At 67.5% G+C, this 16,815-nt stretch carries 16 protein-coding genes; 12 read left to right on the top strand and 4 right to left on the bottom strand.

Annotated elements, in window-relative coordinates; genetic code table 11:
* The first annotated feature begins 66 nt into the window (after positions 1-66).
* The 3 genes from frr to rlmN are packed head-to-tail and all read left to right on the top strand — an operon-like array spanning position 67 to position 2,730.
* A complete protein-coding gene (gene frr / locus ABD225_RS13395) occupies positions 67-624 on the top strand; it encodes a ribosome recycling factor (RefSeq protein WP_344086273.1) in 558 nt (185 codons plus the stop codon).
* A 17-nt stretch (positions 625-641) separates the two neighbouring features.
* Positions 642-1,520 (top strand): phosphatidate cytidylyltransferase, encoded by an 879-nt coding sequence (locus tag ABD225_RS13390; RefSeq protein WP_344086270.1) that lies wholly within the window; start codon positions 642-644, stop codon positions 1,518-1,520.
* On the top strand, positions 1,504-2,730 hold the full coding sequence (rlmN, locus tag ABD225_RS13385) for a 23S rRNA (adenine(2503)-C(2))-methyltransferase RlmN (RefSeq protein ID WP_344086267.1): 1,227 nt from the start codon (positions 1,504-1,506) through the stop codon (positions 2,728-2,730). The genes ABD225_RS13390 and rlmN overlap by 17 nt, the downstream gene beginning before the upstream one ends.
* A gap of 4 nt (positions 2,731-2,734) precedes the next feature.
* On the opposite strand, the gene ABD225_RS13380 is transcribed toward rlmN, so the two are convergent.
* Positions 2,735-3,910, bottom strand: a complete 1,176-nt coding sequence (locus ABD225_RS13380) for a TolB family protein (protein ID WP_344086265.1) — start codon at positions 3,908-3,910, stop codon at positions 2,735-2,737.
* Between the two features lie 618 nt (positions 3,911-4,528).
* Between ABD225_RS13380 and ABD225_RS13375 the strand changes: the two genes are divergently transcribed.
* The 8 genes from ABD225_RS13375 (at position 4,529) to ppk2 (ending at position 13,065) form a co-directional block, all read left to right on the top strand.
* Positions 4,529-5,935 (top strand): glycine--tRNA ligase, encoded by a 1,407-nt coding sequence (locus ABD225_RS13375; protein WP_344086262.1) that lies wholly within the window; start codon positions 4,529-4,531, stop codon positions 5,933-5,935.
* 51 nt (positions 5,936-5,986) lie between these two features.
* Positions 5,987-7,042, top strand: coding sequence for an iron-siderophore ABC transporter substrate-binding protein (locus ABD225_RS13370; RefSeq protein ID WP_344086259.1), 1,056 nt, complete (start codon positions 5,987-5,989; stop codon positions 7,040-7,042).
* Complete coding sequence (locus ABD225_RS13365; RefSeq protein ID WP_344086256.1) at positions 7,039-8,028, top strand: FecCD family ABC transporter permease; 990 nt, start codon at positions 7,039-7,041, stop codon at positions 8,026-8,028. Before ABD225_RS13370 ends, ABD225_RS13365 begins: the two co-directional genes overlap by 4 nt.
* Positions 8,025-9,068, top strand: coding sequence for a FecCD family ABC transporter permease (locus ABD225_RS13360; RefSeq protein ID WP_344086253.1), 1,044 nt, complete (start codon positions 8,025-8,027; stop codon positions 9,066-9,068). Before ABD225_RS13365 ends, ABD225_RS13360 begins: the two co-directional genes overlap by 4 nt.
* Positions 9,065-9,919, top strand: a complete 855-nt coding sequence (locus tag ABD225_RS13355; RefSeq protein ID WP_344086250.1) for an ABC transporter ATP-binding protein — start codon at positions 9,065-9,067, stop codon at positions 9,917-9,919. Before ABD225_RS13360 ends, ABD225_RS13355 begins: the two co-directional genes overlap by 4 nt.
* Positions 9,894-10,880, top strand: coding sequence for a siderophore-interacting protein (locus tag ABD225_RS13350; RefSeq protein WP_344086247.1), 987 nt, complete (start codon positions 9,894-9,896; stop codon positions 10,878-10,880). The genes ABD225_RS13355 and ABD225_RS13350 overlap by 26 nt, the downstream gene beginning before the upstream one ends.
* Before the next feature lie 61 nt (positions 10,881-10,941).
* A complete protein-coding gene (locus ABD225_RS13345) occupies positions 10,942-12,141 on the top strand; it encodes a monooxygenase (protein ID WP_344086244.1) in 1,200 nt (399 codons plus the stop codon).
* A gap of 33 nt (positions 12,142-12,174) precedes the next feature.
* Positions 12,175-13,065, top strand: a complete 891-nt coding sequence (ppk2, locus tag ABD225_RS13340; RefSeq protein WP_344086242.1) for a polyphosphate kinase 2 — start codon at positions 12,175-12,177, stop codon at positions 13,063-13,065.
* A gap of 207 nt (positions 13,066-13,272) precedes the next feature.
* Here ppk2 and ABD225_RS13335 read toward each other — a convergent pair whose 3' ends face one another.
* Complete coding sequence (locus ABD225_RS13335) at positions 13,273-14,391, bottom strand: LOG family protein (RefSeq protein ID WP_344086239.1); 1,119 nt, start codon at positions 14,389-14,391, stop codon at positions 13,273-13,275.
* Positions 14,388-15,593, bottom strand: a complete 1,206-nt coding sequence (locus tag ABD225_RS13330; RefSeq protein ID WP_344086236.1) for a DNA glycosylase AlkZ-like family protein — start codon at positions 15,591-15,593, stop codon at positions 14,388-14,390. Before ABD225_RS13330 ends, ABD225_RS13335 begins: the two co-directional genes overlap by 4 nt.
* 182 nt (positions 15,594-15,775) lie before the next feature.
* Here ABD225_RS13330 and ABD225_RS13325 point away from each other — a divergent pair, with 182 nt between their 5' ends.
* A complete protein-coding gene (locus tag ABD225_RS13325) occupies positions 15,776-16,045 on the top strand; it encodes a hypothetical protein (protein WP_344086233.1) in 270 nt (89 codons plus the stop codon).
* Positions 16,046-16,100: 55 nt separating this feature from the next.
* Here ABD225_RS13325 and ABD225_RS13320 read toward each other — a convergent pair whose 3' ends face one another.
* On the bottom strand, positions 16,101-16,646 hold the full coding sequence (locus tag ABD225_RS13320; protein WP_425564427.1) for a Uma2 family endonuclease: 546 nt from the start codon (positions 16,644-16,646) through the stop codon (positions 16,101-16,103).
* Positions 16,647-16,815: the final 169 nt, after the last annotated feature.

The following is a 16,815-nucleotide window of genomic DNA, read 5'->3' as shown; positions in this document are numbered from 1 at the left end:
ACTCACCTCGGTGAGCACACCGCATACGCACGCCCGGGCGCGCCCGCGCCGACAAAGGAGCCCTAGATGATCGACGAGACCCTCTTCGAGGCCGAGGAGAAGATGGAGAAGGCCGTCGAGGTCGTCAAGGAGGACTTCGCCGGGATCCGCACGGGTCGCGCCAATCCCGCGATGTTCCACAAGGTTCTCGTGGACTACTACGGCGCGCCCACGCCGCTGCAGCAACTCGCCTCCTTCCAGACCCCCGAGGCGCGCACGCTGCTCATCAGCCCCTTCGACAAGGGCGCGATGCGCAATATCGAAAAGGCCTTGCGCGACAGCGACTTCGGCGCGAACCCGAGCAATGACGGCAATGTCATCCGCATCACGCTGCCCGAGCTGACGCAGGAACGTCGCAAGGAATACATCAAGATCGCCAAGGGCAAGGGCGAGGACGGCAAGATCGCGGTGCGCAATATCCGCAGGCACGCGATGCACGACCTCGACAAGCTCATCAAGGATGGCGAGGTCGGCGAGGACGACGGCAAGCGCGGCGAGAAGGAACTCGACTCCCTAACCAAGAAGTTCGTCGATCAGATCGACGAACTGGCCAAGAAGAAGGAAGCCGAACTGCTCGAGGTCTGACCTCGCGCCTGCTCCCGATGTCGACGCCCATCACACCCCCGGCCTACGAGCTTCCCGAGCCCGCCCCGCAGCCGGCGCCCAATCCGCACGGTCGCGCCGGCCGCGACCTCGCCGCAGCGATCGGCGTGGGGGTCGGCCTGGGAGCGGTGATCCTGGTCTGCTTGTTTGTGGCCAAGGACGCCTTCGCCTGGATCATCGCCGCCGCCATGGTGGTGGGTGCGTGGGAACTCGCGCGGGCCATGACCACCCGGGGCTTCGCGGTGCCGCTGGTTCCCGTCGCCGCGGGGGCAGTGGGCATGATTCTCGCGGCGCACGAACGCGGTCCGGAGGCGCTAGCCATCGCCTTCGGGCTGACCGCGACCGCGGTGCTGCTTTGGCGGGTCATCGATCCACGCCCCGGATCGGCCCGCGACGTCGCTGCCGGCATCTTCACCGCGCTCTATCCCTGTTTCCTCGGTGGCTTCGCCGCCCTGATGCTGGCCCCCGCCGACGGCCGCGATCGGATCATCACCTTCATCCTCGTGACCGTCTGTTCCGATATTGGGGGGTATGCCGCGGGCGTGCTCTTCGGCAAGCACCCGATGGCGCCCCGCATCTCGCCGAAGAAGTCCTGGGAGGGCTTCGCCGGATCGGTCCTGACCTGCGCCGTCGCCGGTGCCGCGTGCCTCGTGCTGTTTTTCGACCAGCCGTGGTGGGCCGGGGTCGTCCTCGGGGCGGTCGTCGCCGCCTGCGCGACGATCGGCGACCTCATGGAATCGGTCATCAAACGCAACCTCGGCATCAAGGACATGTCCAATCTGCTTCCGGGGCATGGTGGCCTGATGGATCGCCTCGACTCGCTCATCATGACGGCGCCGCTGTGCTGGGCGGTGTTGCACTATGTCGTCGGCTCCTGACCCCGCCACCGAGCGTGAGCCGGCCACTCGCCCCGCGCCCGGCCAGCTGACCTTCACCGCGCCTCGGCGCGGTAAGCCGCCACGCCACCTGGCCGATCTTGACCCCGCCGAGCGGCGGGCGGTTGCGGGCGAGCTGGGCGTGCCACCCTTCCGCGCGAACCAACTCTCCCGCCATTACTTCGAACACCTGAGTATCGATCCGGCGACGATGACCGACCTGCCGGCGGCGGCGCGCGATCAGTTGGTCGGCGACCTGCTGCCGCCCCTGCTCACGCCGGTGCGCGAGTTGCAGGCTGACCGGGGCGCGACGATCAAGTCCGTATGGCGCCTCCACGATGGCGCGCTCGTCGAGTCGGTGCTGATGCGCTACCCCAAGCGCGTGACGATCTGCATCTCCAGCCAGGCCGGGTGCGGGATGAACTGCCCGTTCTGTGCCACCGGACAGGCCGGATTGACCCGCAATATGTCGACCGGCGAGATCGTCGATCAGGTCCGCGCGAGTGCGGCGCGGCTGCGCTCCGGCGACCTGCCCGCGGTCGCGGTCCGCACCGACGGGGCGGATCTTGGGAGCGAGGCCGAGAACGAGGGGGATGGGGCGGCATACGGCCCGAATCGGATCAGCAATGTCGTCTTCATGGGCATGGGGGAGGCCCTGGCCAACTACAAGGCGGCGATCGGAGCGATCCGGCGGCTAACCGACAAGGCGCCAGACGGCTTCGGGATCAGCGCGCGGGGCGTGACGATGTCGACCGTCGGTCTGGTGCCGGGCATCGACAAGCTTGCGGCAGAAGGCATTCCGGTCACTCTCGCGCTGTCGCTGCATGCGCCGGATGACGAACTGCGCGACGAACTCGTGCCGATCAACACCCGCTGGAAGGTCGATGAGGCGATCGACGCGGCATACCGGTACTTCCAGGCCACCAAGCGCCGGGTGAGCATCGAATATGCCCTGATCCGCGATATCAACGACCAGGCCTGGCGGGCGGATCTGTTGGGGGAGAAGCTCAATGCCCGGGGCCGGGGGTGGGTGCACGTCAACCCGATCCCGCTCAACCCGACCCCTGGCTCCAAGTGGACGGCCTCGCGGCCCGGGGTCGAGCAACAGTTCGTCGAGCGGCTACGGGCGCACGGCATACCCACCACCGTTCGTGACACTCGCGGCTCGGATATCGACGGCGCGTGCGGCCAGCTTGCCGCCGCCACCGCCTGACGCGCTATCGCTGGCTGATCAGCGTGCTCGTGCCCGTGCGCCGGTCCCAGACTCTGATCTGGTTCCATTTGCTCGGCGCCCCGCTCGTGTCGATATAGGCCACGGACAAGCCGTCGTCGGAGACCGCGGGTTCTTTGCCGGGAGCGACGATCGTGGGTTGCCCATCGTTGCCGATCCGGTGCACCTGGCCCGCGCAATCGCGCACCACGGCCTTGCCCCATCCGGAGACGTCACGCCCACAGTCCGCGTCGATCCGGACGGTGAATGACGGATAGCCGGCAGGCCGGGTCACCAGGACCTGCTCCGAGAGCATCCCGTCGTGCAGCACCGGAGCAAAGCCGTCGTTGAGGGCGTAGACCTGTGGGTAGCCGCGGGACGCCTCGGGGTCGTCGCACTTCGTCGCCTTGACCACGGACCTGCCGGTGCCAGCACTCCAGACCCAGGCCTGGCCGCAGTAATGACCAGGGAAAGCCGGGTCGGCGTAGAACGTGGAGAAGGTAGAGATCTGGCCGTTGGGCGAGATGTCGGCAAAGACGCCGTAGTCGTTGTCGAGATCCTGAGTCGACGGGACTGCTTCAGTGATCCTTTTTAGGGCGCCGGCGGCCATGTCACGAAGGAAGACGTCGCCAGGCCGATTGTCGCCGGCCACAAGGTTGGACGCGGTGGTGGCGAAGACGATCCGGTTGCCGTCGGCGCTCACGCGGACAGTGGCTGCGGCGGCATTGGCCTGGGCCCCCGCGGCCGAGGTGTTGATCCGGACCAGCCGGCCGGTGGCCAGGTCCTTGCGGTAGGCGTCGACCTTGCCGTTGGTGTCACCGGGCACGAGATTGCTTGCGGCGGAAAGGAAGACGACATAGCGGCCGTCCCAGCTGACTGACGGGCGGGAACTGTCCGCATTCGCCTGAGCCCCTCCAGACGTGACCGAGACCCGCTTCGTGGTGTTGGCGACGCGGTCGCGGATGAAGATGTCGGCCTTGCCGTTGGTGTCCCCCGAGACCAAGTTCGTCGCTACGGAGCGAAAGACGACATAGCGCCCGGTCGTGCTGACCGCGGCCTGTGAGGAGGCCCCGTTGCCGGGGGTCCCGGCGGGGGAATCGGCAACCGCGGGCGCGGCCATTGCCGAGACGGCGGCCAGCAGGCCCCCGGCGCCGATGGCGATTAGGAATGTGCGGCGGTGCATGGTTTCCCTCCCTGACGTTCTCAAAATACTGCCCAAGCAAAGCACGGCGTCGCTGGTCGGGAAAGCAGGCCGTGCGGGACGGATTGGGAGGGCTCTGGCTGCACGGTCAACTTCCGTCTTTCATGGGTGAGTGTGTGACACACGCCTGATTTGCACCAAAGTGCCTGTCCTGCAACGAGATAATCGTGTTTGCGAGACTGGATTTCCTCGAGCGGGAAGGCACTTGGTAGGTGAAGGGTACATCGTGGTCGACAGGGCGGGTCGGGTTGACCAAGACGCTCTCGAGGGCGCTGGTGCGGCGCGGGTTCGTCCCGGGGCCTGATCGTGGCCGGGTGGTGGTAGATGTGGCCACGATGCTGGTCGCTGGGGGGAAGCGATCGCGGATATCGACACCCTGCGCCACCAGGAGCAGGTGCTTGGGCCGGTCGCCTCGCCGGCGACGGTGTGGCGGGCCTTGGACGAACTGGCCGAGACCCCCGCGAAGCGGGTCGCGGCGGCGCGGGCCACGACCCGGGCGCGGGTGTGGGGGTTGCTGCCCGGCGGGCAGCCTGCCGCGCGAGTAGCCGACACCACGCTGCCGAAGGATTTGGTGGTGTTGGATGTCTTAACCTTGCCCGCATGGCCAAAACGATCTCCACCGTCGACACCGTCGTCAACCTCTGCAAGCGCCGGGGTTTCGTCTTTCCGTGCGGCGAGATCTATGGCGGCACGCGCTCGGCGTGGGACTACGGCCCCCTCGGTGTGGAGCTGAAGGAGAACATCAAGCGCCAGTGGTGGAAGTCGATGGTGCACGGCCGCGAGGATGTTGTCGGCCTCGACTCATCGATCATCCTGCCGTTGCAGACCTGGGTCGCCTCCGGCCACGTCGGCGCCTTTTCGGACCCGCTGATCGAGTGCCTGCAGTGCCACAAGCGGCACCGGATGGATCACCTGCAGGAGGCGTATGCCGAGCGCGCCGCGAAGAAGGGCCAGCAGGTCAACCCCGACGAGGTCCCGACGACCGAACTCGGCTGCCCGGACTGTGGCACCAAGGGCCGCTGGACCGAGCCGCGCGCCTTCAACATGATGCTTAAGACCTATCTCGGCGTCGTGGATGACGAATCCGGTCTGCACTATCTGCGCCCGGAGACGGCTCAGGGCATCTTCATCAACTACCTCAATGTCCAAAATGCGGCGCGGATGAAGCCGCCCTTCGGCATTGCCCAGACCGGCAAGTCCTTCCGCAACGAGATCACACCAGGCAACTTCATCTTCCGCACCCGCGAATTCGAGCAGATGGAGATGGAGTTTTTCGTCAAGCCGGGCACCGATGAGCAATGGCACCAGTACTGGATCAACGAGCGCCTGAACTGGTATGTCGATCTCGGCATCGCCCGCGACAACCTGCGCCTTTATGAACACCCCAAGGAGAAGCTTTCGCACTACTCCAAGGGAACGGTGGACATCGAATACCGCTTCCGCTTCGCCGGCTCGGAGTGGGGTGAGTTGGAGGGCATCGCGAACCGGACCGACTTCGACCTCGGCACGCACTCGAAGCACTCAGGGACCGATCTGGTCTTCTTCGACCAGGCGACCGGGGAGAAGTACACCCCTTATGTCATCGAGCCGGCAGCCGGACTCTCGCGCTCGCTGATGACCTTCCTCGTCGAGGCCTATCACGAGGACGAGGCGCCCAACACCAAGGGCGGCGTCGACAAGCGGGTTGTGCTGCGCTTGGACAAGCGCCTCGCGCCGGTTAAGGCGGCCGTGCTGCCGCTGTCCCGGCACGCTGACCTGTCGCCGAAGGCCCGCGACCTCGCGGCGCAGTTGCGCAAGAACTGGAATATCGAGTTCGACGACGCCCAGGCGATCGGCCGCCGCTACCGTCGCCAGGACGAGATCGGAACCCCCTTCTGCATCACGGTCGACTTCGACACCCTCGAGGACCAGGCGGTCACGATCCGCGAGCGCGACAGCATGGCTCAGGAGCGCGTAGCCCTCGACCAGGTCGAGGGCTACCTCGCGGCGCGCCTGATCGGCTGCTGAATGCAGGAGCCGACTTGCAAGGTTAGGTAAGCCTTACCTAACCTTGGGCGCATGACGTCCTTCTCGCGCCGCGGCGCTCTCGCAGCCGTCCTGCCCACCCTGTTGCTCGCGGCCTGCTCGACAGGCCCCGCTGGTTCGACGAGCACGACCGGATCGGGAACCAGCAGCACCGGAACGGCTAGCACCTCGGGCACCACGACCGCCGCCGCCTTCCCGGTCACGATCGAGCACGCGTTCGGCTCGACAACGATCGAGAAGGAACCGACCCGCATCGCCACCATCGGCTGGAGCGACCAGGACCACTTGGTTGCGCTCGGCATCGTGCCGGTGGGCGCCACGAAGCTGACCTGGGGCGGCAACGCGGCGGGGTCCTCCGATTGGTTCGACTCCGCGCTTGCGAGCCTCGGCGGCGACGCGCCGGTGCGCTACGACGACGCTGATGGCGCCCCCATCGAACAGATTGCGGCCCTGAGCCCAGACCTGATCCTCGCCACGAACTCCGGTCTGACGCAGGAGGATTACGACAAGCTCGTCAAGATTGCCCCCGTCGTGGCCTACCCCGAGGCGCCGTGGATCACCCCGTGGCGCACCTCGCTGGCAACCGTCGGCAAGGCCGTCGGTCGCAGCGACAAGGCCGCCGAACTCACCGCCGCCGCCGAACAGCAGATCACCGCCGCTTCGACCGAGTACGCCAATCTCACGGGCACCTCGTTGATCTTCGGCTACCTCACGACTGCCGACCTCGGCACCGTCGGCGTGTATGCCGAGCAGGACCCCCGCGTCTCCCTCATGCGCGACTTTGGCTTGGTCGATGCCCCGGCTGTCGCCGAGGTCGTCAAGGCGGGCGAGTTCTATGGGTCCGTTTCGGCGGAGCGCGCCGCGGATCTCACCTCCGACGTCTTCTTGACGTGGTCGGAGAACCCGAGCGATATGAAGACCTTCGAGGACAACAAGCTCATCGGGCAGATCCCGGCCATCAAGGACGGGCACGCGTATGCCGAGGCCGACAAGCCGACCGCGCTCGCGGTGACCAACCCGACCCCGCTCTCGATCCCGGTGGTCATCGACAAGTTCATCCCCAAGGTCTCTGCGGCGATCGGGTCGTGACCGCGCGGGCCAGTCGCCTCGCGATCGCCTTGCTTATGCTGGCGGTCGTCGCCTCCGTCTGCTCGCTCCTCATCGGCTCCCGGTGGCTCGCGCCAGCGTCCCTGTGGGCCGCCCTCACCGACGGGAGCGACCCGTTGACCGGTATCGCGCACGCCCGCCTCGACCGCACGCTGCTCGCCGCAGCGGTTGGGGCGGCCCTGGCCCTCGCCGGTGCCCTGCTGCAGGGAGTGACGCGAAATCCGTTGGCGGACCCCGGGATTCTCGGAATCAATGCCGGCGCGTCCTTCGCCATGGTGGTAGCCATGGCCGGCTTCGGGATCTCCGATCTTGGGGCGTATGTCGCGGTGGCCTTCCTCGGTGCCGGCCTCGCCCTGATCTTGGTCCACGCGGTCGCGGCGGCCGGACAAGATGGCGCGACGCCGACCACATTGGCGATCTGTGGGGCGGCCGTCACGGCCGTCCTAGCCAGCGCTACCTCCGCGGTGCTCTTGCTGGATCGCCAGACGATGGAGTCTTTCCGGTTCTGGCAGGTCGGAACGGTCAGCGGCCGGGATCTGTCGGTGCTGACCATCGGTGCGCCCTTCCTCGCCGTGGGCGTCGTTCTCGGCCTCTTGTGCATTCGCCTGCTCGACGCCGCGGCTCTCGGGGACGACTTGGCCCGAGCCCTCGGTCGGCGCCTCGGTCGCGACCGGGCGGTCGTCGCCATTGCCGTCGTGCTGCTCGCTGGCACCGCCACGGCGCTGGCTGGCCCGATCGCCTTCGTCGGTCTGTTGGTGCCCCACGCGGTCCGCGCGCTGGCTGGTCCAGGGCATCGCACCGTGCTCCCGCTCTGCCTGCTCGGTGGCGCGGTCCTCACGCTGCTAGCGGACACGGTCGGCCGAGTCCTGTTGCCGCCGGCCGAGATTCAGGTCGGCGTCATGGTCGCCCTGATCGGCGGACCGGCCTTCGTGATGCTGGTCCGCCGCGGCCGGACGGTGGCGCTATGAGCACCGTGACGCCCACCCTCGACCCGCCGATCGTCGCGGTGCGGTCGGCGCGGCGACGGGTGGCGCGGCGCACGACATACGCGCTCAGCGGGCTCACCGTCGTCTGGGTCGCGGTCTTCCTCGTGCGGATCACCCAGGGGGACTTCCTCATCTCCCTGCCGGATGCGGTGCGCATTATCCTCGGCGCCGAGATCCCGGGCGCGAGCTACATCCTGATGGAGTCCAAGCTGCCGCGTGCCGTCCTCGGCACGGGGGTTGGCGTGGCTCTCGGTCTGGCCGGAGCGATCTTCCAAACGACGCTGCACAACGAACTTGCCAGCCCGGACATCGTCGGCGTCACGCTGGGGGCTAGTGCCGCAGCGGTTTTCGGCATCGTCGTCCTCGGCCAGAGTGGCCCCGTGATCTCGGCGCTGGCCGTCGCGGGCGCCCTCGGCGTCGCGCTGACCGTGCGGGCTCTCGCCGACGGGCACAACGGCTACCGACTCGTCCTGCTCGGCATCGGCATCAGCGCGGTCATGTCGGCCGTCATCCAATATCTCTTCACGCGCGTCGACGAGTTCAACGCCACCAAGGTGCTGCAGTGGCTGGGCGGCAGCCTGAGCAATGTCGACTGGCGCGCCATCGGCCTCTTCTTCGCGCTCGCCGTCCCTGTCGTGGGCGCCATCGCCTGGCGCTCGAAGGTCCTGCGCGTGGCCGAACTCGGCGACGATCTGCGTGCCGGTCTCGGCGCGGGGCCGGGGTCTGTCGATGCCCTGATAGCCCTCGCGGTCATCCTCGCCGGACTCGCCACCGCCGTCGCCGGTCCGGTCGCCTTCGTGGCCTTCCTCACCGGCCCCATCTCCCGGGCGCTGACCGGCGGCCGCACTCGCCTGGTCGCCGCGGCTCTCGTCGGTGCCGTCATCGTCGTGCTCGGCGATCACATCGGCGCCTATCTGCTCGGCGACATCAATCTGCCGGTCGGCATCATCACCGGTGCGATCGGTGCGCCCGCCCTGATCTGGCTGATCGCCACCGGTCGCACCGCGAGAGGATCCCGTTGACTCCCAACGATATTCCCCGATCAGGCACGACGCCGTCTCGCCTGTATGCCCGTGACCTCCGCCTGGGCTACGGCTCGCACAGCGTCGTCCACGACCTCGATGTCGTCATCCCGGACGGGCGCATCACCGGCATCGTCGGCGCCAACGCCTGTGGCAAGTCCACGCTGCTGCGCGGCCTGGCCCGCCTGCTCAAGCCAACCGCCGGCACCGTCATCCTCGACGGCACCGACATACACCGCCGGCCGACGGGCGAGGTGGCACGCACCCTCGGACTGCTGCCGCAACAACCCGTCGTTCCCTCCGGCGTGACCGTCACCGACCTCGTCGGCCGCGGCCGCTACCCGCACCAGTCCGGCTTTCGGCGGTGGTCTTCGGAGGACGACGCCATCGTCGCCGAGGCCCTAGACCTCACCGGGACGATCGACCTCGCCGATCGCCTCGTCGACGAACTCTCCGGGGGCCAGCGCCAGCGGGTGTGGATCGCGATGGCGCTGGCGCAGCATACGGACCTGCTCCTCCTCGACGAACCGACGACCTATCTCGACCTCGCCCACCAGATCGACGTCCTCGACCTGCTCGCCGAGCTCAATAACTCGCGCGGCACCACGATCGTCATGGTCCTGCACGAGCTCAACCTCGCGGCCCGTTATGCCGATCATCTGATTGCCATGCAGCACGGGCGGATTCGCGCCGAAGGCACGCCCGATGAGGTGATCACCGAAGACATCATTCGCGACGTCTTCGGCCTTGCCTCGCGCGTCGTGCTCGACCCCGTCAGCGCCACACCGATGGTCCTGCCCCTCTCCACCCGACGTAAGGAAGCCCATGAGCGCCTCGACTCTCGACGCTGACACGATTCTGCCGACCATCCTCATTGCCGACGCGCAGGTGTATGCCGCGCAGCGGCTTTCGCCCGCTTTCGTCCGCGTCGAGCTCGCCTCACCGCGCTTCGCGAATGTCGCGCGCGACGAAGGCTTCGATACCCGGATCAAGCTGATCTTCCCGGGCCCCGATGGCGCGTTGCCGGACATCCCTGAGGACCCTGAGCAGTGGTATGCCGGGTGGCTGGCCATGCCCGAGGACGCGCGAAGCCCGATGCGCACCTACACGATCCGCGAGATCGTCGGAGCCGGTGAAGGGACGCGCGTCGTCGTCGACTTCGTGGTTCACGAGGACGACCACTCCGGCCCGGCATGTCGGTGGGCGCTCGCCGCCCGACCAGGCGACCAGCTGCAGGTCATCGCGCCCTTCGCCCCTGGGATCGCGGCCGGAAATCCATACCGCGGCACCGAGTTTCAACGGGGCGCGGCCACCGACATCCTGCTCGTCGGGGACGAGACCGCCCTCCCGGCGATCGCCCGGATCCTCGCCGACCTACCCCCGCGGACGCGGGGGTCGGCATATGTCGAAATCCCGTCGCGGGAGGACATCCAGCCGCTCGCGGGGCCCGAGCACATCCGGGTGACCTGGCTGGCGCGCGAGGACGCGGCATACGGCGAGCGACTCATCGACGCCGTGAGACATCACCTTGGACTCCCGGCGCACCCGAGCGGCCCGCCGGCCCGCGAACCGGACCCAAGCGCTAGTGCGTTGGACGTGGAGATCTGGGAAACCCCAACCTATTCGGCATATGGCGAGGCACTGCCCGACCCCGCGGATGCAGTGCCGGCAAGCCAACGGTATGCCTGGGTGGCCGGCGAGTCGGCGATCGTCAAGGCCGTTCGGCGAGCGCTCGTCGGCGAACTCGGCTGGGACAGAAGCCAGGTGGCCTTCATGGGCTATTGGCGCCGCGGTGTGGCGATGCGTTCGTAGGCGCTGGCGTCGACGCCACGAGAGGTTTCGAAGACCGTGAGCGAGCGCTTACCCTGGGTGGATGCGTTTTCGTGCTCCTCTCGCGGCTCTCGCGGGCGCCTTGCTGCTGACCGCCTGCGGCGGCGATCCCGGTGCCCTGCCCCAGCGCGAAGGGAGCCACCATTCGGCCCCCGCAGCGGCATCGGCAAGCAGCAGCACGAGCACGGGGAGCGGCACGACGACGGCTGCGCCGGCCAAGCCCGTCGCCCTGCGCTCCGGCGAGCGTTTCCTCGAGCTGCGGATGCCCACGGCATACACCCCCACAGCGCCGAGCGGGAAGGGCACCGATGAGTACCGCTGCTTCCTGCTCGATCCCAAGCTTGCCCAGAACGCGGTGATCACGGGCACGAACTTCCTGCCGGCCAACGCCAAGCTGGTCCACCACGTCATCCTCTACAAGGTCGACCCGCAAGATGTCGCGCGGGCCCAAGCCAAGGACGCCGCGGAAGCCGGCGAGGGGTGGACCTGCTTCGGCGGCACCGGGCTGAGCAGCACCGCCGGCCAGAATCTCGACGAGGCACCGTGGCTTGGGGCCTGGGCTCCTGGTGGCAGCGAGCGCGTCACGGAGAAGGGCATCGGCACCGAACTGCCCAAGGGCAGCCAGATCATCATGCAGATCCACTACAACTTGCTCGGCGGTGAAGGCTCCGACCAAAGCGCCGCGCGCCTGCGGATCGCGCCGGACAACGGCAACTACAACTACCTGCGCACCATGCTGCTCCCCGCGCCGGTCGAACTCCCGTGTCGAGCGGGCATCGCGAACACGCTCTGCGACCGGGGTGCGGCGATGACCGACTTGCGCGAGCGCTTTGGCGACGAGGCGAAAACCGCTGACCTGCTTCATATTTTGTGTGGCGCCGAGCCGGTTGGGCCAACCCAGAAGTGCACCCGGCCGGTCAACGACAAGATCGTCGTGCGCGCGCTATCGGGTCACATGCACCTGCTCGGCCGCAAGATCTCCGTCGTCGCCAATGCCGGCACCCCGAAGGCCCAGACCTTGCTCGATATCACCAACTGGGACTTCGACAACCAGTCCGCGACCTTGCTGCCCAAGGCCGTTACGCTGAAGCCGACGGACACACTCACGGTCCAGTGCACGCACGACCAGTCGCTGCGCGACGTGTTGCCGGCGCTCGCCGACATCCCCGAGCGCTATGTTGTATGGGGCGAGGGCACCTCGGATGAGATGTGTCTCGGCATCGTGATGTTCACCGAGTCCTGACCCGGTTCCCGGTCGGGGGAAATGCAGGCTGACATGTCTCGTCCCGACAAGCACATCGCACCCCCCGAAGGCGCCGACGACGCCGGTGAGTTCGTCGTCGCGACCGGCAAGGTCGGCGGCACTGGGAACCCCGACGATTACAAGAAGGACGGGCGGCTCAAGAGCACCGTCTATGACGTCGAGATGGAGCGACTGCAGGAGCAATTGGTGCTCTTGCAGTACTGGATTCAGAAGCAGGGTCTGAAGGTCGTCGTCATCTTCGAAGGCCGCGGCTCCGCCGGCAAGGGCGGCGTTATCAAGCGCATCACCGAGCGCACCTCGCCGCGCACCGTGCGCGTGGCCGCCCTGCCCACACCGACCGAGCGGCAGAAGTCCCAGTGGTATTTCCAGCGCTATGTCGAACACCTCCCGGCCGCCGGCGAGATGGTGCTCTTCGACCGCAGTTGGTACAACCGCTCAAATGTCGAGTGGGTCATGGGCTTCTGCACCGAGGACGAGCACGCCGAGTTCCTGCGCAGCTGCCCCGAGTTCGAGAGGATGCTCGTCCGCTCCGGGATCATCGTTATCAAGTACTGGTTCTCGGTGTCGTATGACGAGCAGCGCCGCCGTTTCGAGGCCCGCAACGCCGAGCCGCTTAAGCGCTGGAAGCTCTCCGACATGGACCTCGCCGAGCACGAGTTCTATGTGAAGTACTCCATGGCCAAGGACAACACCTTCCAGTACACCGACATCAAGCAGGCGCCTTGGTATGTCGTGCCCTCCGACGACAAGAAGGCCGCCCGCCTGAACTGCATCAGCCACCTGCTGAGCCAGTTCGCGTATGAGGATGTCGCGCCCGAGGTCGTCACGCTGCCCGAGATGAAGCAGATGCCGTATGTGCGTCCGCCCATGGGCGAGCAAACATTCGTCGACGCCCGGTTCTGAGTTCTCTGGGCTCGTCTCCTCAGCGCTCGGCGGCCCGGCTTGCTTCGCTGCGCCGTCCCGTCTCGCTATATCGTCGACAAGCCGTGAGTCTTCTGGGCTCGTCTCCTCAGCGCTCGGCGGCCCGGCTTGCTTCGCTGCGCCGTCCCGTCTCGCTATATCGTCGACAAGCCGTGAGTCTTCTGGGCTCGTCTCCTCAGCGCTCGGCGGCTAGCGAGCAAGAAGCAGGGCGGCGGCGTCGTCGACGGTGTCGACGAGGGCGATGCGGGAGGCCATGAGACGGTCGCTGGCGAGGGCTGAAATGAGTTGCCAGACCGGGAGTTTCTCGCGCCAGTGCTGCTCGTCGACGAGGACCAGAGGCGGCGGGGTGGTGTCGGCGTAATAGGCGCGGGTGGCGAACTGGAAGACCTCTTGGACGGTGCCCGCCGCGCCGGGGAGGACCACAATGCCGGCCTGGGAATGGGCGAGGAGCCAGTCTTCGCGGATGGCATTGGAGAAATACTTCGCGATGCCTTGGGCGAAGACATTCGGCGGTTCGTGGCCGTAGAACCAGGTCGGGATGCCGAGGCTGCGCGGGTCGGTCGGCGTGGCATCGGGAGTGGCGAGGAGGTCGCGAGCGCGCAGGCCGCACGCGGCCCAGGCGCCGATATCGTCGGCGAAGGACGGGACGTCAGCGACGACGGCAAGCGCCCTGGTGAGGTCGTCCGCGCTTCGGGCGAGGGCACCGAGGTTGGCGGCCTCCATCGCGCCGGGCCCGCCGCCGGTGGTCACGAGGAAGCCACGCTCGCCGAGGTTGAAACCGAGGCGGGCGGCATCGGCATACGCCTCGGTGCCGCGGGCGACGGCGTGGCCGCCCATGACGCCGATGACCTGCCGGTTGCGCACGAACTCGGCAAGGGCGTCGGAGATGGAGTCGTCGTGAATCGCTTGCAGCAGAGCGGAAAAGACGTCGGGGTGACGCAGGCCGTTGCGGTACCAGCCGTAGGCGAGGGCGTCGGGGGTGGCGGGATAACCGGCGGCGAGGTCGGCATACAACTCATCCGCGGTGTAGAGCCGCGCTCGATAGGGACGGATAGGCGCCGCGTCGGGGTCGTTGGGGAAGATGATGGCGCCGTGGGCGCGCAGGTGCGCGTCAAGCGCGGGGGAGAGGGTGCCGCCGAGCACGACAAGTTCGTCGAGATCGGTGCGGCGGTCTAAGCCGTGGTAGTCGGTGAGGTCGAGGTCCTGCAGGCGCAAACGTGCGGGGGCAAGGCCGTCGGCGAGTGCAGCGTCGAGTTCCTCGATTGACTCGATTTCCACGCCGGGCGGCGGGTAATGACCGCGGGTCATGGCATCGCGGGCTGGCGCATGGTGGCCAGGCGCGGGGCGCGACCGGCGGGGGAGTCGAGCGACATCCCTCGGTTGTCCCCGAGGTCGTCACGGATGTATGCCGCGGTCTCGCCGACCGCGACCAGCGTCGCCTTGCGTTGTGCCGCAGTGAGTTTCGTGATGGGTGCCCAGACGACCTCCTCGGTCGCAGGGTCGTAGTCCCAGAGTCCGATGAGGCGTCCACGGTCGACGATGCCCTGGTTCGGCAGGTCGGTGAGGGAGCCGCCGGCGGAGCTGCCGCGGGCCGGGTCGAGGAGTGGGTGCGCGCGATCGCGCTCGACTGTGAGCGAGTCCAGGTCCCGGCGCAGGAGCACGAGCGAGTCCAGCCAGCCGATCAGGGAGAGCTGCGGCTCTGCTGGGGCCGTGAAGTCGGCGAACTCGGCCAGGGTGGCCGGAGTGGCGAGAAGCGTTGTGTCCGTGAGGGGTTCGAGGCCGAGGTCCGCGACCGCCTTGGTGGCATTGGTCTTGGTGAATCCAGAGAACCACTGGAAATGGGCCAGGGAGGCGAGCCCGATCCATCCCCAGTACTTCCGCGCCAACTCGGCGCGTGCCTCCTGCGGTGTGCCGGAAAAGGTTGGAGCAGAACGCCATACGGTGTATCGGAAGCGCTGCTGATCGAGCCGCCCGTCGATGGGAACCCGCCGGATGCGCGACTGCGCCTGCAGGACGCCGAGAGCGAGCGGCAGGGTCGTCGTCACGCCCTTCTTCTTGCCCTCGTCGCCAAGGCTGCGAACTTTGTCTCCCAACGACTTTCGCAGTCCGGCCGGGTCCGCATCACCATCGCTTAGTACGCCGACGACCTCGTCGGCGAGGGCGTCGATCTCGGCTCGGGTGACGCCCAGCTTCTCCGCGACCCGGAGTTCGCTGGTGCTGCTCGCCCCGCCGCCGACGACCGGGGCCAGCGCGAAGTCGGTGGCGGGCAGCACATAGGTGCAATCGCGCGCCGACGGAAGTTCGTGAATGCGCAGCGCCGCGACATCCGCATCCGCCTGTTCACGGCGGATGCCCGCCCGGCTGAAGAGGGTGAGGTATGGCGTGGTCCCGCCGACCGAGCGCGCCCACCCGACCCGGTCCAAGACGTCCGCGCTGGTGGCGCCGGCGAGGGAGCCGTCCAAGCCCTGACGATGGCTCCAGTACGCCCGCAGCGCAGCAACATCCGGCATGCCAGGCATCGTAGTGAGGAGCGCCTTCGCCGATCGCGTCGGCCAGCTCGCCATTACTCGCAGGTAGGTCCGAGCTTTGGCGCCACATGCGGTGCCAAACCTCAGACCTGCTGGGCGCCACTCGACCTTCCGGAATAGTCATCGCTCGAATCGTCGTTGCCCCTGATGTGGACAACGAATCGATGACCATCGAGGCGATGGATTTCCACCGCTATCTCGTGAGCATGCGCCAAGACGGTGACCCGATTGAGGTCGTCGTCGAGCTGACGCCCGAGGCGGTCGCGGACGCCGGTTTGGAGGGCGACGACGACTTGGCGTTGGTCCGGGCCACCATCATCTTCCTCACCTCCCGCCAGCGTGCCGACGAACTCCCGGCCAACCTGGCCTTCGAAGGTGTCGTCGCGGCCGATCCCGATTTCGCCGACGCCGTGCGCGCCGACCTGGCCAGGTAGCCGCCGCCGACAGGACGCGACCGACGCACGGGGCGGATCAGTAGAGCAGGTCAGATCAGTCGAGAAGCGAGCCGGGCGTCAAGGTCACGGGGAACGGCAGGGTGGCGGTCCATTCGTCCCCGGCCGCCACATCGGCCACCAACTGATAGGCGCCAGCTACGAGGTCCCACGCGATGAGCCGCAGCGCAATCGGGTCGATGACCCAGTAGCTCGCGCAGCCGGCCTCCTCGAAGCGTGCCTTCTTGGTGTTGAGATCGATCAGCCGGGTGCTGGGAGACAACACCTCAACCGCCAGCAATGGTCGGAGAGGACGGTCCTTGTCGAAGAACCCCGCGCGCTCGACGACGAGAATGTCCGGCTGCAGCACCGTGTCCCGCGTATAGGCCACATCCAAGGGAGCGAAGGCAACGCACAGGTGGCCTGGACACGCGGCAGTGAGATCGATGTAGAACTTGCCTGCGCACAGTTGGTGCTCACGACTCGGTGACGGGGTCACGATCAGCGCCCCGTCGATGAGTTCGTAGCGGTGCCCGTCATCGGGCATCGCCGCGAGATCTTCGGCGGTCAGCGACCGCCCCCAGGGCAGCGTCGTCACGCTCATCAGTGTCCCTCACTTCACTCGGAATCCCCACACAACCATGCTGCCGCGTCCGGCAATAGCTGGCTCTCGCTCCGCCGACACCTGTGGATAACTCTCGCCCCCATGCGCCCTGGGGAAGCCGGCACAAGCGTGCACGAAACGCTCACGCCCGAGGCTCTTGCGCAGCGGC

Source organism: Nostocoides veronense (assembly GCF_039531185.1).
Lineage (GTDB): Bacteria > Actinomycetota > Actinomycetes > Actinomycetales > Dermatophilaceae > Nostocoides_A > Nostocoides_A veronense.
The sequence above is the reverse complement of the archived record's forward strand: the minus strand, read 5'-3'. Positions and strand labels throughout refer to the sequence as shown.

Bases quoted from the DNA above. Each gene is read 5' to 3' on its own strand.
- ABD225_RS13320 (WP_425564427.1), bottom strand. From the start codon at position 16,646: ATGAGCGTGACGACGCTGCCCTGGGGGCGGTCGCTGACCGCCGAAGAT.
- ABD225_RS13345 (WP_344086244.1), top strand. From the start codon at position 10,942: ATGCGTTTTCGTGCTCCTCTCGCGGCTCTCGCGGGCGCCTTGCTGCTG.
- ABD225_RS13380 (WP_344086265.1), bottom strand. From the start codon at position 3,910: ATGCACCGCCGCACATTCCTAATCGCCATCGGCGCCGGGGGCCTGCTG.
- ABD225_RS13325 (WP_344086233.1), top strand. From the start codon at position 15,776: ATGACCATCGAGGCGATGGATTTCCACCGCTATCTCGTGAGCATGCGC.
- ABD225_RS13375 (WP_344086262.1), top strand. From the start codon at position 4,529: ATGGCCAAAACGATCTCCACCGTCGACACCGTCGTCAACCTCTGCAAG.
- ppk2 (WP_344086242.1), top strand. From the start codon at position 12,175: ATGTCTCGTCCCGACAAGCACATCGCACCCCCCGAAGGCGCCGACGAC.
- ABD225_RS13390 (WP_344086270.1), top strand. From the start codon at position 642: ATGTCGACGCCCATCACACCCCCGGCCTACGAGCTTCCCGAGCCCGCC.
- rlmN (WP_344086267.1), top strand. From the start codon at position 1,504: ATGTCGTCGGCTCCTGACCCCGCCACCGAGCGTGAGCCGGCCACTCGC.
- ABD225_RS13360 (WP_344086253.1), top strand. From the start codon at position 8,025: ATGAGCACCGTGACGCCCACCCTCGACCCGCCGATCGTCGCGGTGCGG.
- frr (WP_344086273.1), top strand. From the start codon at position 67: ATGATCGACGAGACCCTCTTCGAGGCCGAGGAGAAGATGGAGAAGGCC.
- ABD225_RS13330 (WP_344086236.1), bottom strand. From the start codon at position 15,593: ATGCCGGATGTTGCTGCGCTGCGGGCGTACTGGAGCCATCGTCAGGGC.
- ABD225_RS13370 (WP_344086259.1), top strand. From the start codon at position 5,987: ATGACGTCCTTCTCGCGCCGCGGCGCTCTCGCAGCCGTCCTGCCCACC.
- ABD225_RS13335 (WP_344086239.1), bottom strand. From the start codon at position 14,391: ATGACCCGCGGTCATTACCCGCCGCCCGGCGTGGAAATCGAGTCAATC.
- ABD225_RS13350 (WP_344086247.1), top strand. From the start codon at position 9,894: ATGAGCGCCTCGACTCTCGACGCTGACACGATTCTGCCGACCATCCTC.